The sequence below is a fragment of the Acidovorax sacchari genome, assembly GCF_042847045.1.
GTDB lineage: Bacteria > Pseudomonadota > Gammaproteobacteria > Burkholderiales > Burkholderiaceae_C > Paracidovorax > Paracidovorax sacchari.
In genome coordinates this window covers 3,676,723-3,697,597 of the sequence record NZ_AP035783.1, presented here as the reverse complement: position 1 = coordinate 3,697,597, position 20,875 = coordinate 3,676,723, and the positions used below count along the sequence as shown (strand labels likewise).

Annotated in this window: 12 protein-coding genes; 9 read left to right on the top strand and 3 right to left on the bottom strand. The window is 71.0% G+C overall.

Features of this window, described 5'->3' with window-relative positions:
• Positions 1-6: 6 nt before the first annotated feature.
• The 3 genes from ACGHC0_RS16405 to ACGHC0_RS16395 all read left to right on the top strand — a co-directional run bounded on the left by ACGHC0_RS16405 (position 7) and on the right by ACGHC0_RS16395 (position 4,851).
• Positions 7-2,499: a 7TM diverse intracellular signaling domain-containing protein gene (locus ACGHC0_RS16405; RefSeq protein ID WP_368351989.1), complete on the top strand. Its 2,493-nt coding sequence runs from the start codon at positions 7-9 to the stop codon at positions 2,497-2,499.
• A gap of 164 nt (positions 2,500-2,663) precedes the next feature.
• On the top strand, positions 2,664-4,142 hold the full coding sequence (locus ACGHC0_RS16400) for a putative bifunctional diguanylate cyclase/phosphodiesterase (protein WP_415266175.1): 1,479 nt from the start codon (positions 2,664-2,666) through the stop codon (positions 4,140-4,142).
• Positions 4,143-4,206: 64 nt separating this feature from the next.
• Positions 4,207-4,851 (top strand): LysE family translocator, encoded by a 645-nt coding sequence (locus ACGHC0_RS16395; RefSeq protein WP_368351987.1) that lies wholly within the window; start codon positions 4,207-4,209, stop codon positions 4,849-4,851.
• Between the two features lie 43 nt (positions 4,852-4,894).
• Here ACGHC0_RS16395 and ACGHC0_RS16390 read toward each other — a convergent pair whose 3' ends face one another.
• Together ACGHC0_RS16390 and ACGHC0_RS16385 are read right to left on the bottom strand one after the other, a co-directional pair.
• Complete coding sequence (locus ACGHC0_RS16390) at positions 4,895-5,764, bottom strand: LytR/AlgR family response regulator transcription factor (RefSeq protein WP_368351986.1); 870 nt, start codon at positions 5,762-5,764, stop codon at positions 4,895-4,897.
• Positions 5,743-6,885: a sensor histidine kinase gene (locus ACGHC0_RS16385; RefSeq protein ID WP_415266174.1), complete on the bottom strand. Its 1,143-nt coding sequence runs from the start codon at positions 6,883-6,885 to the stop codon at positions 5,743-5,745. The genes ACGHC0_RS16390 and ACGHC0_RS16385 overlap by 22 nt, the downstream gene beginning before the upstream one ends.
• Positions 6,886-7,243: 358 nt before the next feature.
• Here ACGHC0_RS16385 and ACGHC0_RS16380 point away from each other — a divergent pair, with 358 nt between their 5' ends.
• The 6 genes from ACGHC0_RS16380 (at position 7,244) to ACGHC0_RS16355 (ending at position 19,107) form a co-directional block, all read left to right on the top strand.
• Positions 7,244-8,707 carry an efflux RND transporter periplasmic adaptor subunit gene (locus ACGHC0_RS16380; protein WP_415266173.1) on the top strand — a complete coding sequence of 488 codons (1,464 nt, stop codon included), beginning with the start codon at positions 7,244-7,246 and terminating at the stop codon, positions 8,705-8,707.
• A gap of 21 nt (positions 8,708-8,728) precedes the next feature.
• Entirely contained in the window at positions 8,729-11,965 is a 3,237-nt protein-coding gene (locus tag ACGHC0_RS16375) for an efflux RND transporter permease subunit (RefSeq protein WP_415266172.1), read from the top strand.
• A complete protein-coding gene (locus ACGHC0_RS16370) occupies positions 11,962-15,183 on the top strand; it encodes an efflux RND transporter permease subunit (protein ID WP_415266171.1) in 3,222 nt (1,073 codons plus the stop codon). The genes ACGHC0_RS16375 and ACGHC0_RS16370 overlap by 4 nt, the downstream gene beginning before the upstream one ends.
• A complete protein-coding gene (locus ACGHC0_RS16365) occupies positions 15,180-16,697 on the top strand; it encodes an efflux transporter outer membrane subunit (RefSeq protein WP_415266170.1) in 1,518 nt (505 codons plus the stop codon). Before ACGHC0_RS16370 ends, ACGHC0_RS16365 begins: the two co-directional genes overlap by 4 nt.
• A gap of 39 nt (positions 16,698-16,736) precedes the next feature.
• Positions 16,737-17,561 carry an undecaprenyl-diphosphate phosphatase gene (locus ACGHC0_RS16360; protein WP_415266169.1) on the top strand — a complete coding sequence of 275 codons (825 nt, stop codon included), beginning with the start codon at positions 16,737-16,739 and terminating at the stop codon, positions 17,559-17,561.
• A 217-nt stretch (positions 17,562-17,778) separates the two neighbouring features.
• Complete coding sequence (locus ACGHC0_RS16355) at positions 17,779-19,107, top strand: diguanylate cyclase domain-containing protein (protein WP_368351979.1); 1,329 nt, start codon at positions 17,779-17,781, stop codon at positions 19,105-19,107.
• Between the two features lie 46 nt (positions 19,108-19,153).
• Here the strand turns inward: ACGHC0_RS16355 and ACGHC0_RS16350 are convergent, their stop codons facing one another.
• Positions 19,154-20,626 carry an FAD-binding oxidoreductase gene (locus tag ACGHC0_RS16350; protein ID WP_415266168.1) on the bottom strand — a complete coding sequence of 491 codons (1,473 nt, stop codon included), beginning with the start codon at positions 20,624-20,626 and terminating at the stop codon, positions 19,154-19,156.
• Between the last annotated feature and the right edge of the window lie 249 nt (positions 20,627-20,875).

Genomic DNA, 20,875 nt, shown 5'->3' with positions numbered 1-20,875 from the left:
ATCCGCATGCCATGGCTTTCCCTGCCGCTCCTGGGCCTGATGTTGCTGTGCCTGCTGTCGCCGCCGGGCCTGGCGCGCGCGGCGGAGCCTGCCGGCGGAAGCCGGCAGCTGGCGGTGGAACACCTGGCGGAGCAGGAGGGCGTGGCGCTTGCGTTCGACCAGGTGGCCGCGCTGCCCGGCGCCGCATGGGTCCGCAGGCCGCCTTCGTCGGCGAGTTACGGGTTCGCCACCGCGCCGCACTGGTTCCGCAGCCAGCCCTTCGATGCGGGCCGGGCCGGTGGCGTGCTGCTCCTGGAGGTAGGGTACCCGCTGCTCGACCGGGTGGACATGTATGTGCGCACGGGGCCCCGCGCCGCCTGGCAGCACTGGCGCTTCGGAGACCGCTACCCCTTCCATGAGCGCCCCTACGGGGCCCGCAATTTCGTGGTGCCGGTGGACGTGCAGGCCGGCGACATGGTGGAGGTGATCGCCCGCGTGGAGACGCAGGGCTCCATGCGCTTTCCGCTGACGGCGTGGCGGTGGCAGGCATTCGAGGAGTCGGAGCACGGGGTCCTGCTGGTCAACGGGCTCTACATCGGTCTGATGGGCGGGGTGTTCCTGTGCAACTTCATCATCTTCCTGATCGTCCGCGACCGCATCTATCTCTACTACAGCGGCTGGATCCTGGCGACGTCCGGATTCATCCTCAGCTACAACGGCCTGGCGTTCCAGTACGCTTGGCCCGGCTCGGGCGTGTGGAGCGACTGGTGCCGGATCGTCTTCATGTTCCTGGCCGCGGGCCTGTTCACGTCGTTCACGATGGAGTTCGTGAGCGACGCCTGCGATCCCCCTGCGTGGCTGCGGTGGAGCGCGATGCCGGTGGCGGCGGCCGCGGGCGTGGTGGCGGGTGCCACGCTGCTGTCGTATCCGCAGGCCGCCTATCTCGCCCTCGCGGCGCAGGTGCTGGCCACCCTGGCCTGCATGGCGCTCGCCTTCCTCCAGGCGCGCCGCGGGTATGCGCCCGCACGCATTTTCTTCGTCGCTTTTTCCGGCGTGCTCGTCGGCGCGGCGCTGCATGCGCTGGACATGCTGGGACTCACCCGCTATCTCGAAAGCCCGCTGAATTTCGAGGTCGCCCCCCAGATCGGGTCCGCGATGGCGGTCCTGCTTTTCTCGCTGGCCCTGGCCCACCGCCTGCTGGAAGAGCGCCGCCACCAGGCCAGGGCCACGGAGATGCTGCGCATGAACGAGGCGCTGGCGTCGGACATGCGTGCCGCCCAGGAGCGCGCCACCGCGCTGCTGGAACTCAAGGACCGCCTGCGCCTGGAGGCCGAGCGCCGGGACCGGGACAAATCCCGCTTCCTGGCCGACGCGGTGCACGACCTGCGCCAGCCCCTGCAGGCGATCGGCAACGCGCTGGACCCCATCGGCGCATCCATCCGCTCCGGGCGCACCGAGGCCGCACTGGGCCTGGTGGACATGGCCACCCGTGCCTCCGCCACCATGCGTTCGCAGCTGTCCGCCATCCTCGACCTGTCCCGGCTGGAGTCCGGGTGGGTGCAGGCGGAACTCTCCGACTTCGACCTGGCCGCCCTGGTGCGCGAGACCGCGGAGCAGCACCGCTCGGTCGCCCTGGCCACCCAGGTGCGCGTCGAGACGGTGCTGCCCGGGCCGCGGCCCGTGTTCGTGCGCAGCGACCCCCATTTCCTGCAGCGGATCTTGACCAATCTCATCGGCAACGGCATCAAGTACCGGAGTGCGTCCGCCGGCCGCCAGAGCCGCGTGGCCCTGGTGCTGGAGCGCGCGGGCGCCGGGGGAGCGGTGCGCCTCGCGGTGCAGGACAACGGCATCGGCATTCCTCGCGATGTGCTGGACTCCGGCATCCTGTTCCGCCCCTTCTTCCAGATCGAAGGCCGGCACGCCGAGGCCGAGAAAGGCGTGGGCCTGGGCCTGTCCATCGTGTCCGCCATGCTCGGGCTCCTGCCAGGCCACGGCCTGTCCATCGCGTCCACCGTGGGCGCCGGCAGCACGTTCACGCTGGACATCCCCCCGTCGGCGGCAGCGGCCGTGCTGGAGGCGCTGCCGGTGCCGGAGGCCGCCGCCCAGGAGGACATCGACACCGTGAGCGGCCAGTACGTTGTCGTGGTGGAGGACGATGCGCTGGTGCGCGCGACGCTCGCGGCACTGTTCGGCGCGCACGGCGTGCTGTACGAGGCCTGGTCCTGCATCGACGAGATGCGCGACGCCCTTCCGGCCCTGGAGCGTGCGCCGGACGTGCTGCTCAGCGACTACCGACTGCCGGATGGCAAGACCGCGCTCGATGCCGTGGCGCTGCTGCGCGGGCACTGGCCGGACGTGCCCGCGATCGTCCTGACGGGAGAGGCGCTGGGCCCCGCGCCCGGCATCGCCCTGCGCGGCGTATCACTCTGCTACAAACCGATCGCTCCGCTGGACTTGCTGCGCCGGATCGCCGCGAGCGCCGCAGGCCGGGCGGCTCCGTCCAATTTCGGCACCCTGTAGCGGCCGGCGCCATCCGACACCTGTGGGATGCCGGATGCTCCGCCGGGGTGCCAACATCCGGCGTCCATCCCACCGGTTCCTCGGCCCGGCGCGGCGCGCGCATGCCGATGCGCCGCACCGGCGGCGCTTTTCGTCCCGGACGGTCGGGAGGGTGAAGGCGATCGATGGTTTTTTTCTACCTGTGGGCGGCCCTGGCCGCCGCTGGCGCCCTCGGGTTCTGCGCAGGGCTCGTGCGGGCCCGGTTGTCTGCTTTGCGCAGAAGGGTCCGTGATGGCCGCGGGGCATCACGCCACGCGCGCACGGGCTCCCGCCCGATCCTGCGGCGTGCGCAGCTGGAGCGGCGCCTGCAGGCCGCGGCACGCCAGTGCGCGGCCCGGGAGGAGGTGCTGTACGTGTTCTTCTTCGGGCTGGACGGCCTCAAGGGCATCAACAGCCAGTTCGGCTATGCGGCGGGAGACTGGATACTGCGCGGCACCGCACGCCGCCTGCAGGCGCTGCCGCGGGCTTTCGACGGCCTGGCGTACATCGGGGGCGACGAGTTCGCCGCCTTCTACCAGGGCCCCCTGGATCGCCACCTCGCCCGGGGCATCGCGGAGGCCGCCGCGGCCGCGGTGGCCGGCCCGCACGACATCGCGGGGTCGGAGGTGTCGGTGACCTGCTCGATCGGCGTTGCATGCTATCCCCGGTTCCGCCCCGCGTCGCGGCTGCTGGCCCATGCCCACCTGGCGATGTGCGCGGCCAAGGCGAAGGGCCGCGGCGGGCACGCCTTCTACGCCGGGGAGGGCACGGCCGAGGCCGAGGGCCAGGCCGACGAGGCGCTGGAGTTGTCGCGCGACCTGGGCGGCGCGATCTCCCGCGGGGAGCTGCACCTCGTCTTCCAGCCCAAGATCGATGCCAGGAGCGGGAAGATCACGGCCGTGGAAGCACTGCTGCGCTGGACCCATCCGCTGCGGGGCCACGTACCGCCGGACGTCTTCATACCGATCGCCGAGCGCTTCCATCTTATCGACCGCATCGGCGACTGGGTGCTCGAGGAAGCCTGCCGCCAGGCGAGGAAATGGCGCAGCCAGGGGCTGTGCATGCGCGTGGCGGTGAACCTGTCCGCGCAGCAATTGCGGCAACCGGAGCTGGCGGCCCGGATCCGGCAGATCCTGGACGCCTACCGCATCCACCCCGCGCTGCTGACCTGCGAGATCACCGAATCGGTCGCCGTCAGGAACGCCGAGGGCAGCCGGGAGGCGCTGTCGAACCTGGAGAAGGCCGGCGTGCGCATCTCCATCGACGACTTCGGCACCGGCTATTCCAGCCTGAGCTACCTGCGGCAGCTGCCCGCGTGCGAGCTGAAGATCGACCGGAGTTTCGTCAGCGATCTGGGCGAGAGCGAGCATGCGTATTCCATCGTGGATGCGGTCATCCGGATGTCGCACGCGCTCGGCAAGCGGGTGGTGGCCGAGGGGGTGGGAAACCGGCGCCAGGTCGAGATCCTCTCGGCCCTGGGCTGCGACGAGTTGCAGGGCTACTATTTCGCCCGGCCCATGCCCCCGGAGCGGCTGCTGCTGTGGGCGAAATCGCCGCCGGACGGGCGCCCGGGCTTCCACCCGGCGGTGTTCTGCGACACGCAGACCCAGTTGCGGATCGCCTGACGGCCATCCGCGCGCGGGAGTATGCTTGGCGGTCCCGGCCCCTGCCGCCCTTGCCGTCATCATCATGGATGCCCTCCTGTTCGCTCCCGTGGCCGTGGCGATCGCGCTCACGCCCGGCCCTAACAATTTCTGCGGCCTGAACAACGGCATCCGCGCCGGGGTGGGGGCGGCGATGTTCGCCACCATCGGGCGGGCGGCGGCGTTCGCGATCTTCCTGACCATCTCCGCCGTGGGCCTGGGGGCCATGCTGCTGGCTTCCGAGGCCGCCTTCACCACCGTGAAGTGGGTGGGCGCGGCCTACCTGTTCTGGCTGGGGTGGCGGGCCTGGAACAGCCGGGAGTTCGGCGGGCTGGACCTGGTGGAGGGCGGCGACGCGGCTGCCGCGCCCGCGCACCGTGCCGCCGTGCCCACCTGGCGCGCGCTGGCCGCCCAGGAATTCCTGCTGGGCATCACCAACCCGAAGGCGATCATCCTTTTCGCGGCAGTCTTTCCGCAGTTCATCGATCCGGCGCAGCCTGCTGCGCGCCAGTTCCTGGTGCTGGGCTCGGTGTACCTGCTGGCGGAGTTCGTCTCCACGGCCGTGTATGCCAGCTGCGGCCGGCAGATCCGGCGCGTCATCCGCTCGCAGCGGGGCGTGGCGCGCCTGAACAAGGCCACGGGCGGTTTCTTCATGGGCGCGGGCGGGCTGCTGCTGGCGGCCAACCGCTGAACCGCGCCCGTGCCCCGGCCCCCCGGGTGGCCGGGGCCGGGCTTCACATCGCCTTGAAGCGGTGGGCGTGCAGGCGGCTCACCGGCAGGCGCTCGGGCCGCTCGCGCAGGCGCAGGTGCAGGCGCCCCGCCTCGTCGCGTTCCACCGATTCGATGCCCGACGCGCGCACCAGCGTGCCGCGGTGGATCTGCCAGAACACGTCGGGCTCGAGCTGCGCCGCCAGTTCCTTGAGCGGGGTCCGGATCAGGTATTCCTGCCGGGCGGTGAGCACGCGCACGTATTTGTCCGCCGCCTCGAACACCAGCACGTCCGCCACGGGGACGAAGTGGATCCGCGGGCCGCTGCTGGCCTGGATGACCGTCAGCGGCACGGCGTCCGGGGAGGGCGTTGCCGTGGCTGCCGTGGCAGGGGACGGGCCCGGGAGCAGGCCGCGCAGGCGGTCCAGCAGGGCCTCGAGCCCGGCTTCGTCCCGCGGCGGAGCGTCCGCTTCCGGGGCCTCGCAACCCTCCGGCCGGCGGGCCCGGGCCGCCAGTACGGCCTGGACCTTCTGCACGGTCTTGAGCAGCCGGGGCGCCTGCACGGGCTTGAGCAGGTAGTCGAGCGCCTGCGCCTCAAACGCCTGCACCGCGTACTGGTCATAGGCGGTGACGAAGACCAGGGCAGGAAACGGCGCCTCCTCCAGCGGCCAGGCGCCGGCGATCTCCAGCGCGGCGTCCAGCCCGCTGCGGCCGGGCATGCGGATGTCGAACCACAGCACGTCGGGCTGCAGCGCCAGGGCCTGGTGCACGGCGCTGTCGCCGTCGCCCACCGTGGCGGCGATCTGCAGCTCCGGCCAGGCGCGCGCGAGTTCCTGGCGCAGGGCCGCGGCCAGCAGGGGTTCATCTTCGGCGATCAGTGCGCGGGGGGCGTGCATGGCGTCTTGGTGTTTCCAGTGGGGGCGCCGGCGTTGGCGCCGGACGGGGCCGCGGGCAGATCCAGCGGCAGGAGGATGCAGGCCCGCGCGCCCCGGCCGCCGTCGCCGGGCACCAGCTCCAGCGTGGCCCCGGGGCCTTCGAGCGTGGCGAGCCGTTCGCGGACCTGTGCCAGGCCGAAGCGGCTGCCGGAGCGCGGAGCCGCCCCGGGCGCCGCAGGGTCCGGCCGCAGGCCTGCGCCGGTGTCGCAGACGTTCAGCTCCAGGCGCGGGGCCGGGCCCGGAGCACGCCGTGCGGTGACTTCGATGCGGCCGCCCTCCACCTGCGGCTCCAGGCCGTGGCGGATCGCGTTCTCCACCAGGGGCTGTAGCAGCAGCGGCGGGACGGGGACCGATTCCAGGGACTGCGGCAGGTCCAGCGCATAGGACAGGCGCGGCCCCATGCGCACGGCCATGAGTTCCAGGTAGTCGCGCAGCAGGGCGAATTCGTCGGCCAGGGGGTGGGCCGTCGCGCGCGAGGCGCCCAGCGTGGCGCGCAGGTAGGCGATGAAATGGTCCAGCATGGCCTGCGCCTGCGGCGGATCGGCGCCGATCAGGGCGCGCAGGTTCGCCAGGGTGTTGAACATCATGTGCGGCTCGAGCTGGGTCTGCAGCAGCTTGAGCCGTGCCTCGGCCGCGTCCCGCTGCGCCTGCGCGATGCGGCCCTCCAGGTAGCGCGACTTGCCCCGGGCATAGAAAAACAGCGACACCGCGACGCTGGCGAGCATGGTGGTGATGACGGCCGACCCGGGATCGCCCGGATGCGACGCCGCGTACGGCAGATGCAGCGAGCGGACGTACGCGTCGCCGATGGCATTGCCGGCGTTGAACCCGAGGGTGCCGCTCACGGCCACCAGCACCCATCCTGGCCAGCCCAGGGGCCAGGGGATGGGGCTGTTGCGGGTGAGCCAGAAGCGACCGGCCTCCACGAACAGCCAGCTGACCATGCCGATCGACATGGAATACACCAGTTGCGCATGCCAGGGGCCGCGGCCATAGGCCACTTGGATGCCGGCGATGACGGAGCAGAGGCCTGAGACCAGCAGGCCGTGGCGGAGTAACTGGGACAGGGGCGAAGGCGTCATGGCAGGGTGGGGCGGTGCGGCAGCGTGGCGTTCCGCAGCGCCCGCTTGCGGATTGTGCGCCCCGCCGGAGTCCTGCGGCGGGGGGGCGGGGGGTCGATGTCCGCCGACTGTGCCGCGGCCCGGCCCGCGCGGCCAGCGCGGTGCGACGGACCGTGACCCGCGTGGCGCCAGCGGTGCTCCGGCGGGTGCCGGCGGCCGACGCGGGGCCGCCCGGTGTAGGGGATTTACGTTTCTTCGCATGGCAGCGGGCAAAACGCCACGTTGAGCTTCTACGATCGGGGCGCAGTCCTCCGGGAACCTGCAGGCGTGGCGGCATGGCCGTCCGCCCTTTCCGCCGTCGCCACCGTATCCGAAGCCCATGAGCCCCAACGACCCCCACGCCGCTCCCTCCGCTGCCCCCGTGCCCGGTCCCGAAGGAGGCCCGCGGCCGCCCGGCCGGCGCGCCCGATGGCTCGGCGCCACGGTGGCGGTGCTGGCCGTGGCCCTGCTGTGCGCGGGCGCCTGGTGGCTGGTGCAGCGCTCCAAGGCGCCGGTGGCCGGCCCGGGCTTTCCCGCCGCGGGCGGACCGGGCGGGCCGGCCCGCCCGGCCGGCGCCGCGCCCGGCGGCGGCCGCGCGTTGGTCACCGTGGGCGAGGCGACGGCCCGCCTGATGCGCCTGCCGGTGGCCATCGAGGCCCTGGGCACGGTGACGCCGGTCGCCACCGTCACGCTCCGCCCCCAGGTGGCGGGCGTGCTCACCGAGGTGCTGTTCACCGAAGGGCAGATGGTGCGCAAGGGCCAGGTGCTCGCGCAGGTCGATCCGCGCCCCTACGAGCAGGCGCTGATGCAGGCCGAGGGCACGCTGCGGCGCGACGAGGCGCAGCTGGAGAACGCGCGCATCACCCTGGAGCGTTATCGCACCCTGCTGTCGCAGGACTCCATCGCCCGGCAGGACGTGGACACGCAGGCCGCGCTGGTCAAGCAGTTGGAAGGCACCGTGATGACCGACCGCGCGCAGGAGCGCACCGCGCGCCTCAACCTCGGCTACACGCGCGTGACGGCGCCGGCCGCGGGCCGCATCGGCCTGCGTTCCGTGGATGCGGGCAATTACGTGACCATGGGCGATACCACGGGCCTGGCCACCATCACCCAGACCATGCCGATCGACGTGCAGTTCTCCATCCCGCAGGACCGCGTCGCCGACGTGCAGACCGCAGCCACCGAGGCGGGCGCCGCGGGGTTGCCGGTGGTGGCCAAGGACCGCACCCGCACCACGGACCTCGCCCAGGGCCGCTTCTCCACCCTGGACAACCTGGTGGACACCGCCACCGGTACCGTGAAGGCCAAGGCGCGTTTCGCCAACGCCGACAGCCGGCTCTTCCCCAACCAGTTCGTGAACGTGCGGATGGAACTGCGCGAGGTGGAGGCCCTGGTGGTGCCCGTGACCGCGGTGCGGACCGGGGCGAACGGCGACTTCGTGTACGTGATCAACGACGACCGCACGGTGACGCTGCGCAAGGTGCGGCGCGGCCAGTCCACGGTGGAGTGGGTGGCGATCGCGGAAGGCCTGAAGCCCGGCGAGCGCGTGGTGACCGAAGGCGGCGACCGCCTGCGCGACGGCGCGCGCGTGCAGCTGCAGGAGCCCGGCGGGCCGGGAGGGGCCCAGGGAGCGCCGGGGCGGCGCGGGCGGGCTTCCGGTGCGTCCTGGCCGGCAGGCGCGGAGCGCGGCGGTGCCGATGGCGCACCGCACCGCCACCGGCAACGCCCGGATGCCGGTGAAGCGGCGCCGGCCGCGTCCGCTCCGGCCGCCGCGGCGGCGTCGGCGCCTGCCAGCCGTTCCTGATCCCCGCGCGCGCTCCCGTCCATGAGTCCCTCGCGTCCCTTCATCGAGCGGCCCGTCGCCACCGCGCTCCTCATGCTGGCCATCGTGCTGGCGGGGCTGGTGGGATTCCGCTTCCTGCCCCTGTCGGCCCTGCCGCAGGTGGACTACCCGACCATCCAGGTGCAGACGCTCTATCCCGGCGCCAGCCCGGAGGTCATGAGCCGCAACGTCACCGCGCCGCTGGAGCGGCAGTTCGGGCAGATGCCCGGCCTGGCCCGCATGGCCTCCACCAGCGCCGCGGGGGTGTCCATCGTCACGCTGCAGTTCGACCTGGGCCTGGCCATCGACATCGCCGAGCAGGAAGTGCAGGCGGCCATCAATGCCGGCTCCTCGCTGCTGCCCACCGACCTGCCCGCGCCGCCGGTCTACGCCAAGGTGAACCCGGCCGACGCGCCGGTGCTCACGCTGGCGATCAGCTCCGACACCATGCCGCTCACCGAGGTACAGAACCTCGTGAACACGCGGCTGGCGCAGAAGATCAGCCAGGTGCAGGGCGTGGGCCTGGTGACCCTGGCCGGTGGACAGCGGCCTGCGGTGCGCATCCAGGCCGACACCAAGGCGCTGGCCTCCTATGGCATCGGGCTGGACACGCTGCGCACCGCCATCTCGGCGGCCAATGCCAACAGCGCCAAGGGCAGCTTCGACGGTCCGCAGCGCGCCTACACCATCAACGCCAACGACCAGCTCCTCACGGTGGACGACTACAAGCGGCTCATCGTGTCCTGGAAGAACGGCGCGCCGGTCCGCATGGTCGATGTCGCCCGCGTGGTGAACGGGGCCGAGAACGACCGGCTGCGCGCCTGGGCCGGCGTCCGCGCCGCGCCGGGCCGCCCCAAGCAAGCGGAGGCCCCCCCGGGGGGCAGCGAACCAGGCGAAGCCGGGAGCGTGGGGGCCACATTGACGCCTGCGATCATTTTGAACGTGCAGCGCCAGCCGGGCGCCAACGTGATTTCCACGGTGGACAGCATCCGGCGCCAGCTGCCCGAGCTGCAGGCCGGGCTGCCCGCAGGCCTGGACGTGCAGGTGCTCTCGGACCGCACCACGGGCATCCGTGCGTCCGTCCACCACGTCGAGATGGAACTGGTGCTCGCCGTGCTGATGGTGGTGCTGGTGATCTTCTTCTTCCTGCACAGCCTGCGCGCCACGGTCATCGCCAGCCTGGCCGTGCCGATCTCGCTCATCGGCACCTGCGGCGTGATGTACCTGCTGGGCTACAGCCTGAACAACCTGAGCCTGATGGCGCTCACCATCGCCACCGGCTTCGTGGTGGACGACGCCATCGTGATGATCGAGAACATCGCCCGGTACATCGAAGAGGGCGAGCCGCCGTTCCAGGCCGCGCTCAAGGGCGCCACGCAGATCGGCTTCACCATCATCTCGCTCACCGTGTCGCTGATCGCGGTGCTGATCCCGCTGCTGTTCATGAGCGACGTGGTGGGCCGCCTGTTCCGCGAGTTCGCGGTGACGCTGGCGCTCACCATCCTGATCTCGGCGGTGGTCTCGCTCACCCTGGTGCCGATGATGTCCGCGCGCTGGCTGCGCGCCGTGCCCGACACCCCGCCGCGCGGGCTGGGCGGCGCCATCCAGCGCGGCTTCGACCGCGTGATCGCCCGCTACGACGTCTGGCTGCAGTGGGTGCTGCGCCGCCAGGGCGCGACACTCGTCGTGGCCCTGCTGACGCTGGCGCTTACCGTGGTGCTGTACATCTTCATCCCCAAGGGGCTGTTTCCCACGCAGGACACGGGCCAGCTGCAGGGCCGCCTGGTGGCGGCGCAGGACGTCTCGTTCGAGCGCATGAGCGGACTGCAGCAGGAGGCCGTGCGCGCCATCCTGCAGGACCCCGACGTGGCCTCGCTCAGTTCCTTCGTGGGGGTGGACGGCGCCAACAACGCCATGCTCAACACGGGCAGCCTGCTCATCAACCTCAAGGCGGGGCGGGACAGCCAGGAGGCGGTCATGCGGCGATTGCGCGACCGGGTGAATGCCGTGGCGGGCGTCACGCTGTACCTGCAGCCGACGCAGGACCTGACCATCGACGCGGAAACCGGGCCCACGGAATACCGCGCCACCATCGGCGGCGTCGATTCCGCCGAGGTGAACGCCTGGACGAACAAGCTGGTGGAGCGCCTGCGGACGGTGCCGCAGGTGCGCAACGCCACCACCGACGCGGGCGCGCAGGGCCTCTCGGCCTTCGTGGACATCGACCGGGCCACGGCCGCGCGCCTCTCGGTCACCGCCAGTTCGGTGGACGACACCCTCTACAGCGCCTTCGGCCAGCGCATCGTCTCCACCATCTTCACCGAGACCAACCAGTACCGCGTGATCCTGGAGGCGCAGAAGGAGGGGCTGTCCAGCCCCGAGGCGCTGGGCACGCTGCCGCTGCGCACGGGTGGCGGGGCGCCCACGCCGCTGTCGGCCGTGGCGACCATCCGCGAGCAGCCCGCGCCCCTGCAGATCACGCGCGTGGCGCAATATCCGGCGGCCACGCTGGGCTTCGACAGGGCCGATGGCGCCTCCCTGGGCGAATCGGTCGATGCGATCCGCGCCGCGGCGAAGGAGATCGGCATGCCCGCGGGCCTGTCGATGCAGTTCCAGGGCGCGGCCGGTGCCTACGAGAAGTCGCTCACCAGCCAGCTCTGGCTGATCCTGGCCGCGATGGTCTGCGTCTACATCGTGCTGGGCGTACTCTACGAGAGCTACGTGCACCCGCTCACCATCCTCTCGACGCTGCCCTCGGCCGGCGTGGGCGCGCTGCTCGCGCTCATGCTCACGGGCAACGACCTCGGGGTGATCGGCATCATCGGCATCATCCTGCTGATCGGCATCGTCAAGAAGAACGCGATCATGATGATCGACTTCGCCATCGACGCCGAGCGCGGCCAGGGGCTGCCGCCGCACGAGGCCATTCATCAGGCCGCGCTGCTGCGCTTCCGTCCCATCCTCATGACCACGCTGGCCGCGCTGTTCGCCGCGCTGCCGCTGATGCTGGGCTGGGGCGAGGGCGCCGAACTGCGCCGTCCGCTGGGCCTGGCGATCTTCGGCGGGCTGGTGCTGAGCCAGTTGCTCACGCTCTTCACCACGCCGGTGATCTACCTCGCCTTCGACCGGCTGGGCCGCCGCTGGACGGGCCGGGGCACGGCCGCGGCGCCCGAGGTGCCCGCTGAGGCGCCTGCTGTACTGGCGCCGCCGGCCGCACCGGCCGGGGAGGGCCGCCCGTGAACCTCTCGCGCCCCTTCGTCGAGCGGCCCGTGGCCACGGTGCTGCTCACCATCGGCATGGCGCTGGCGGGCATCGCGGCGTTCTTCCTGCTGCCGGTGGCGCCGCTGCCGCAGGTGGACTATCCGGCCATCTCCGTCTCGGCCAACCTGCCCGGCGCCAGCCCGGAGACCATGGCCACCAGCGTGGCGACGCCGCTGGAGCGGCGCCTGGGCGTGATCGCGGGCGTGAACGAGATGACGTCCTCCAGCTCGAGCGGCTCGGCGCGCATCAGCCTGCAGTTCGACCTGAACCGCAAGATCGACAGCGCCGCGCGCGAAGTGCAGGCCGCCATCAACGCCTCGCGGGCGGACCTGCCCGCCACCCTGCGCAGCAACCCCACCTACCGCAAGATCAACCCGGCGGATTCGCCGGTCATCATCCTCGCGCTCACCTCCAGGTCGCGCACCCCGGGCGAGATCTACGACGCCGTCTCCAACGTGGTCAGCCAGCGCATCTCGCAGGTGGAGGGCGTGGGCGACGTGGAAATCGGCGGCGGCTCGCTGCCCGCCGTGCGCGTGGAACTGCTGCCGTTCGCGCTGAACCGCTACGGCATCGGCTCGGAGGACGTGCGCGCCGCCATCCAGGCGGCCAACGCCAACCGGCCCAAGGGCGCCATCGAGAGCGACGGCCGGCGCATGCAGATCTACACCCCGTCGCCGTCGCGGCGCGCCGCCGACTACGCGGACCTCGTCATCGCCTGGCGCGACGGCGCACCGGTGCGCCTGGGCGATGTGGCGAAGGTGATCGACGGCGTGGAGAACACCCGCACGCTCGGCCTCTTCAACGGCGAGCCGGCCATCGTCGTGCTCATCACGCGCCAGCCGGGCGCCAACATCATCCAGACGGTGGACGGCGTGCGCGCGCTCATCCCCTCGCTGCAGGCGCAGCTGCCGCAGGACATCCGCATCGCCGTGGCCTCGGACAGCACGAACTCCATCCGTGCCTCGCTGCGCGAGATCGAGGTCACCCTGATGGTCTCCATCGCGCTGGTGGTGCTGGTGGTGGGGCTGTTCCTGCGCAAGGCCCGCGCCACGGTCATCCCGGCGGTGGCCACCGTGGTCTCGCTGCTGGGCACTTTCGGCATCATGTACCTGCTGGGCTTCAGCCTGAACAACCTCAGCCTCATGGCCCTCACGGTGGCCACCGGCTTCGTGGTGGACGACGCCATCGTGGTGCTGGAGAACACCAGCCGCCACATCGAGGCCGGCATGGACCGCATGGAGGCGGCCCTGCTGGGCGCGCGCGAGGTCGGCTTCACCGTGCTGTCCATCAGCCTGTCGCTCGTCGCGGTGTTCATCCCGCTGCTCTTCATGGACGGGCAGGTGGGCCGGCTGTTCCGCGAGTTCGCGGTCACGCTCTCGGTGGCGGTGGCGATCTCGCTCGTGATCTCGCTGACCACCACGCCCATGATGTGCGCCTGGCTGCTGCGCTCGGAAGGCCCGGGAGGCGCGGACGGCCACGCGGGCGCGCCACCCCGGCCCCGGGGCCGCTTCGCCCGCTGGACCGTCGCCGCGCAGGATGCGGTGCTGCGCGGCTACGGCCACGCGCTGGACTGGGCGCTGGCGAGCAAGGCGCTCGTCATCGTGATCCTGTTCGCAGTGATCGGCCTCAACGTGTACCTGTTCAGCCATATTCCCAAGGGCTTTTTCCCGCAGCAGGACAACGGCCAGCTCGTGGCCGGCCTGCGCGCGGACCAGAGCATCTCGTCCGGGGCGCTGGCGGGCAAGCTGCGCCAGGCCGTGGACATCATCCGCAAGGATCCGGCCGTGGACACCGTGGTGGGATTTTCCGGGGGAGGGCGCGCGGGCGGCGGCTTCATGTTCGTCAACCTCAAGCCCGTGTCCGAGCGCAGCGATCCCAGCATGGCCGTGGTCGGCCGGCTGCGGCCGCAGCTCGCCGCGCTCACCGGCCTGCAGGTCTTCCTCTCGCCCGTGCAGGATTTGCGCATGGGCGGGCGCTCCAGCAATTCCACCTACCAGTACACGCTCAAGAGCGACAACCTCGCCGACATGCGCGTCTGGGCGACCAAGCTGGCCGAGCGCCTGAAGCAGGAGGCGCTGCTCACCGACGTGGACACCGACCAGGCCGACAACGGCTCGGAAACCTACGTGGAAGTGGACCGCGACAGCGCCGCACGCCTGGGCGTGAGCGCGGCGGCCATCGACGCGGCGCTCTACAACGCGTTCGGCCAGCGGTCCGTGGCCACCATCTACAGCGAGCTGAACCAGTACTCGGTCATCATGGAGTGGGCGCCCGGCTACACGCGCGGCCCGCCGGCGCTCAAGGACGTCTTCGTGCCCGCCAACCCGTCGGGTGCCACGGGCTCGCCGGCCAACCCCGGCCAGCGCGGAGCGTCCACCGGGCAGGTGCTGGCCAACACCCAGGAAAGCATGGTGCCGCTCTCGGCCATCGCGAAGGTGGTGGAGCGTTCCTCTCCCACCTCCATCAGCCACCAGGATGGCGAACTGGCCACCACCATCTCGTTCAACCTGGACGGCAACACCTCGCTCGGCGAGGCGCGGCAGATCGTCGCGCAGGCCGAGGCCGACATCGCCATGCCCACGAACGTGCGCGGCAGCTTCGAGGGCACGGCGCGCAGTTTCCAGCAGACGCAGGGGCAGCAGTTCTTCCTGATCCTGGCGGCCATCGTGGTGATCTACATCGTGCTGGGCATCCTCTACGAAAGCCTGATCCACCCCGTCACCGTGCTCACCACGCTGCCGTCGGCCGGCGTGGGCGCGGTGCTCGCGCTGCTGCTGTTCAACATGCAGTTCACCATCATCGCGCTCATCGGTGTGTTCCTCCTGATCGGCATCGTGAAGAAGAACGCCATCCTCATCATCGACTTCGCGCTGGAGGCCGAGCGCGCGCGCGGCCTGTCGGCCACGCAGGCGGTGCGCGAGGCCTGCATGCTGCGCTTCCGCCCCATCCTGATGACCACCCTGGCCGCCGCCCTGGGCGCGCTGCCGCTGGCCATCGGCTTCGGGCAGGGTTCCGAACTGCGCCAGCCCCTGGGCGTGGCCATCATCGGCGGGCTGATCGCCAGCCAGCTGCTCACGCTGCTGACCACGCCCGTGGTCTATGTGCTGCTCGACCGGCTCCGCCGCCCCTCCGGCAACGAACGACACCTCAGCCGCGCCGCCGACACGGCACCGGCCGTGCCCGCGCAACACCCATGACCTTCGATCCTTCAGTCCCCCGGCCCGCCCTGGCCGCCCGCCCGGTGGCCCGCGCGCCGTTCGCCCCGCGCATGTTGCGCGCCTGCGCCGCGGCGCTGCTGCCGGCCTGGCTGGCCGCCTGCTCGGTCGCGCCGCCGTACCAGCCCCCGGCGCTCGCCACCCCCATGCCCACCGCCTTCAAGGAGGCGGGGGCGCTCTGGCAGCCGGCCGCGCCCTCCGACGCCGCCGACCGCGGCGACTGGTGGACGCTGTTCGGTGACGAGGAACTGAACCGCCTCGCCGCCCAGGTGCAGGTATCGAACCAGAACATCGCCGCGGCCGTGGCCGCCTATGCCCAGGCCCAGGGCCTGGTGCGCGAGCAGCGCGCCGGCCTGCTGCCAGGGTTGAGCCTGTCGGCCAGCGAGACCCGCGCGGGCGGAGAGGGCTCCGCGCGCAATGGCACCACGGCCCAGGCGGCGCTGGGCGCGACCTGGGCGCCGGACGTGTGGGGGCGCCTGGGCAGCACCGTGGACAGCGCCCGGGCCAGTGCCCAGGCCAGCGAGGCGGACCTCGCCGCGGCGCGGCTCTCGGCCGTGGGTTCGCTCGTGGCTGCGTACTTCCAGCTGCGCGAGGCGGATGCCGAGGCCGCGTTGCTGAGCGACACGGTACAGGCCTACGACCGCGCCCTGCGCATCGCCCAGAACCGCTATGACGCCGGCGTGGCCGCGCAGTCGGATGTGCTGCAGGCGCGCACCCAGCTCGCCAACGCCCGCGCCGATCTCGCCACCGCCCAGCGCAACCGTGCCGGCTACGAGCACGCCATCGCCGTACTGGCGGGCCAGCCGCCGGCCGCATTCAGCCTGCCTGCCGGCACCTGGGTGGCCAGCGTGCCCGCGGTGCCCGCGGGGCTGCCATCGACCCTGCTCGAGCGCCGCCCGGACATCGCCGCGGCCGAGCGCGCCGTCGCCGCCGCCAACGCGCAGATCGGCGTGCAGCGTTCCGCCTACTTCCCCAGCTTCAGCCTCACGGCGTCCCTGGGGCGCAGCGGCACCGGCCTGGGCGACCTGTTCAGCGCCTCCGGCGCGCTGTGGTCGCTGGGCCTGTCGGCCGCACAGACGGTGTTCGACGCCGGTGCCATCGCTGCGCGCGTGGACCAGGCGCGCGCGGCCCGCGACGCGCGCGTGGCCAACTACCGCCAGACGGTGCTGGGTGCCTTCCAGACGGTGGAAGACCAGCTCACGGCAGTGCGCACCCTGCAGGCGCAGGAGCCGCTGCGGCAGGAGGCCGTGTCCGCCGCCCAGCGCACCGAGGAGCAGATGCTCAACCGCTACCGCGCCGGGCAGGTGAGCTACACCGACGTGGTCACCGCCCAGGTATCGGCGCTGTCCGCGCGGCGCGCCCTGCTGCAGCTGCAGGTGAGCCGCCAGCTCGCGGTGGCATCGCTCATCCAGGCCCTGGGCGGCGGGTGGCAGGCCCCCTGGATGGAGGGCGGGGGCGCCGCCACGGCCGCGCAGGGCGATGCCGAGAACCGATAATCCGCGGCTGCTGTCCCCACCACACGAAAAAGGATTTCCGTGGATTTCATCTTGCTGGCCAAGGCCGCCGTCATGGGCGTGGTCGAGGGCCTGACCGAGTTTCTCCCCATCTCCTCCACCGGCCACCTGATCCTCGCGGGCGCGCTGCTCGGTTTCGACGATGACAAGGCCAAGGTATTCGACATCGCCATCCAGACCGGCGCGATCTTCGCGGTCGTGCTGGTGTACTGGCAGAAGATCAGCGACACCCTGGTGGCGCTGCCCACCCAGCCCCGGGCCCGGCGCTTCGCCCTCAATGTGCTCATCGGCTTCCTGCCGGCCGTGGTGCTCGCGTTGATCTTCGGCAAGGCGATCAAGGAGCACCTCTTCACCCCGGTGGTCGTGGCATCCACCTTCATCCTGGGCGGTTTCGTCATCCTCTGGGCCGAGCGGCGGGCCCCCGGCGCCGTGCGCGTGGACTCCGTGGACGAGATGACCCCGCTGGACGCGCTGAAGGTCGGGCTGGTGCAGTGCCTGGCCATGGTGCCGGGCACGAGCCGCAGCGGCGCCACCATCATCGGCGGCATGCTGCTGGGCCTGTCGCGCAGGGCCGCCACCGATTTCTCGTTCTTCCTGGCAATCCCCACGCTGATCGGCGCGGGCGTGTACAGCCTCTACAAGGAGCGGCACCTGCTGTCGATGGCCGACCTGCCGATGTTCGCCGTGGGCCTGCTGTTCTCGTTCGCGAGCGCCTGGCTGTGCGTGCGCTGGCTGCTGCGCTACATCAGCACCCACAGCTTCGTGCCCTTCGCCTATTACCGCATCGTTTTCGGCATCGTGGTGCTTGCCACAGCCTGGACCGGCTGGGTACACTGGGCGGAATGACTTTCCGCGCCGCGGCACGGAAGGCGTTCGCATGCCGGTTTCATATCACTGCATAGCACGTGCTGCTATGTGAAAAGGAAAGTGATAAGCTGAGCGCTATCGAGGGCCCCTGGTAGCGCTGCATTCGACGGGGGATGACGCAGACAGGGTCCGGGCCTGCCGGCCGTACCGCGCATGCGGAGGCAGGAGCCGGACGGTAGAGGAACCGCTGTCCACCATGACGCCGAATCCATTGCCGCTGGACGGCATGTCTTCCGTTGCCGGGATGGCGCCGGACATTTCAGACACTGACATGCTCAGCCTGCTCACGCGCAATGTGGGCGCCACCGTTGCCGTCATTTCCCGTGCCGAGCGCGTCGTCTATGTCAACGACGAGTACGCCCGCTGGTTCCGCGCCGCGCCCTCCGACATCGTCGGCAAGACCCTCTTCGAGCTCTACGGGGAATACAACCACTCCCGCTTCATGCCGTACGTGCAGCGCGTGCTGCTGGGCGAGCGGGTGAGCTACCAGCGGCTGGTGCTCGACCCGGAAGGGCGCGAATCCTGGCGCACGATCTGCCTGTCCCCCTGGCGGGACACGCGCGGGGACATCGTCGGCTTCGTCACGGCCGCGCTGGACGTGGACGAACTGCAGGTCGCGATGAACGCGCTGCGCGCGGCCAACCAGCGGCTGTCCTCGCACATGGACAACAGCCCCCTGGCCGTGCTCGAGATGGACGACCAGCTCCGCGTGCTGCGCTGCTCGCGCCGCGCCATCGAACTCATGGGCTGGCAGGACCTGGTGCAGATCGAGCGCCGCCGCCTGCACGAGCTGCCCGGCACCTCCGCCATGGATCACCATCTGTCCCAGGCGTTCTCCGAACTGCGCTCCGGCCGGGCCACCCGCAACCGGGTGGAATCGAGCCTGCTGCGCGCGGACGGCACCGAGGTCCATTGCGAGTGGTTCAACTCGGCGCTCACCGACGAGATCGGCCGCGTGACCTCGATCATGTCGCTGGTGCAGGACATCTCGGCCAAGATGGAGATATCGCGGCAGCAGCACTACCTCGCCAACCACGACTCGCTCACGGGCCTGCACAACCGCTCGGCCTTCCACAACCGCTTCGAGCGCTCGCTGTCGGAGATTCGCACGCGCGGAGGCGCGGTCGCGCTGCTGTTCATCGACCTCGACGGCTTCAAGAAGATCAACGACGGGCACGGCCACAAGGTCGGCGACGAGGTGCTGCGCTACGTGGCCCGCCGGCTGGCCCATGCCGTGCGCGGCAACGACACCGTGGCCCGCCTGGGCGGCGACGAATTCCTGGTGATGCTCGACACCGACGTGCAGGCGGACCTCGCCGGGCAGATCGGCTCGCGCATCATCTCGGCCATTTCCGAGCCCATGGATGTCGGGGGCCACGACGTGTGCGTGGGCGCGAGCATCGGCGTTGCCATGCACCCGCCGCTCGCGGGCGATATCGAACTGCTCATGACCCGCGCCGACCAGGCCATGTACGCCGCCAAGCGGTCCGGCCCCGGCTGCGTGTGCTACGCGGGCCAGGGCTGAGCGGAGCAGGGGAGGGCGGGCCGCCCGCTCCGTGCCCGCGCCGTGCCTACGGCTTCACGCTCTGCGCGAAGTGGAAGAAGTTGTCCGGATCGTAGGCCCGCTTGACCCTCTGGAGCCGGGCGTACACATCCTGGTCCCAGTAGGCGTCCACGTAGTCCTGGAGCGAGCCGTCCGGATAGTTCTGGTACACCTTGCCGGTCAGCATCGGGCGCATCAGGGCCTGGAATCCCGTCAGCCAGTTTTGCACTGCCGCGCGGTCTTCCGGTTTGGTCCAGAACACGTCCATCACGAAATCCGCGTCCACGTGGCGGTGGATGAATGCGCTGTCCTCCACCGGATAGCGTTCGATCGCGCCGCCGTAGGGCTCCAGGTAGGCCATCGAATACGTGTTGGGCGACGTGGCGAAGTAGTCGATCACGGACTGCCACTGCGCCTTGGTCAGCTGCCTGTCCAGGTAGCCGCAGGCCTTGCTTTCGCAGGTGCCTTCCGTCAGGCCCTGGGGCAGGTCGTAGGGGTGGTCGTCCAGGTACCGGTTCATGGCGGGGTAGCTGCCGCTGCGGTCCACGAGCAGCCTGGCCGTCGGAAACTTCAGCAGCGCATCAATGGCCAGCAAGCCCTTTTCGCGTGAACCGCAGTACATGCCCTGGATCATGAACACCGGCTTTCCGTCGCGGAAGCCCAGGTTCATCATGTAGCCCAGTTCGTCCGGCGCGCCGGTGCGCATGAATTGCTCCTGCAGCAGCACGAGCACGTCGGCGGCGTCGGCGGCTTCCCAGGAAATGGCCCAGGCCCAGACGCTCGGCAGCCGCACCATGCGGTAGGTGACCTGCAGCAGCACCCCGAAGTTGCCGCCCGTGCCGCCCCGCATGGCCCAGTACAGCTCGGCGTTCTCCGTCGCGCTGGCCGTCACGATCCGGCCGTCGGCCAGGGCCACGCGCATCGACTCCACCAGGTCGCTCTGGATGCCGTATGCCCGCGACGTGTAGCCGTAGCCCCCGCCCTGCACGAAGCCTCCCACGCAGACATTGCCGCAGGCGCCCGTCGGCACGTGCCAGCCCGTCGCGCCCATGGCGCCGTTGAAATGGTCGAAATCCGTGCCCGGGAGCACGTGCACCCGTTCGGCGCCCGGGTCGATCATCACGCCGCTGAGATCGCTCAGGTCGATGACCACGCCCATCTGGTTGACCGAATAGCCGGCCGTGCTGTGGCCCCCGCAGCGGACCGCGACCCAGGCCTTCCAGGTCCTGGCGAAGGCCAGGCTCAGCATCACGTCGTCTTCGCACTCGCAATAGATGATGAGCAGCGGATAGGCCTGGAACGCAGGGTTCGACTCCTGCCGGGCCTCGTCGTAGTCCGCACTGCCGGGCAGCACGACCCGCCCGACCAGTTCATCCTCGAGCGCGATCAGCGCGTCCCACGGCCACGGGGTGTCGGCCGATCCGTTGGCGGCGGCGAGGCCGCGCAGGTGCGCGACGCGCCGGTCTTTGGCAAGGCGGGCAGGACTCTTTCGTTGGGCCATGGCGGGATTCCCTCGTTTGGATCAGGTGGCAGGCTCGGGCATGGCGGGTCAGCAGGAGCCAGGACTGCGGGCGACCCGCGGAAAAACGGAGCGTCGCCCGCCTGCGTTCGCTGCGCAGGGTTCGGATGGCGGCACCTCTGTGTCCATATGTAACCAGCTTGCGCCGCAGTGTAGGGGATCGCGGGCCCCTGCGTCCGTGATTTTTTCCGGCTTCCGTTCCGGAGGGCGGGAGATGCCCACCGGGCGGCA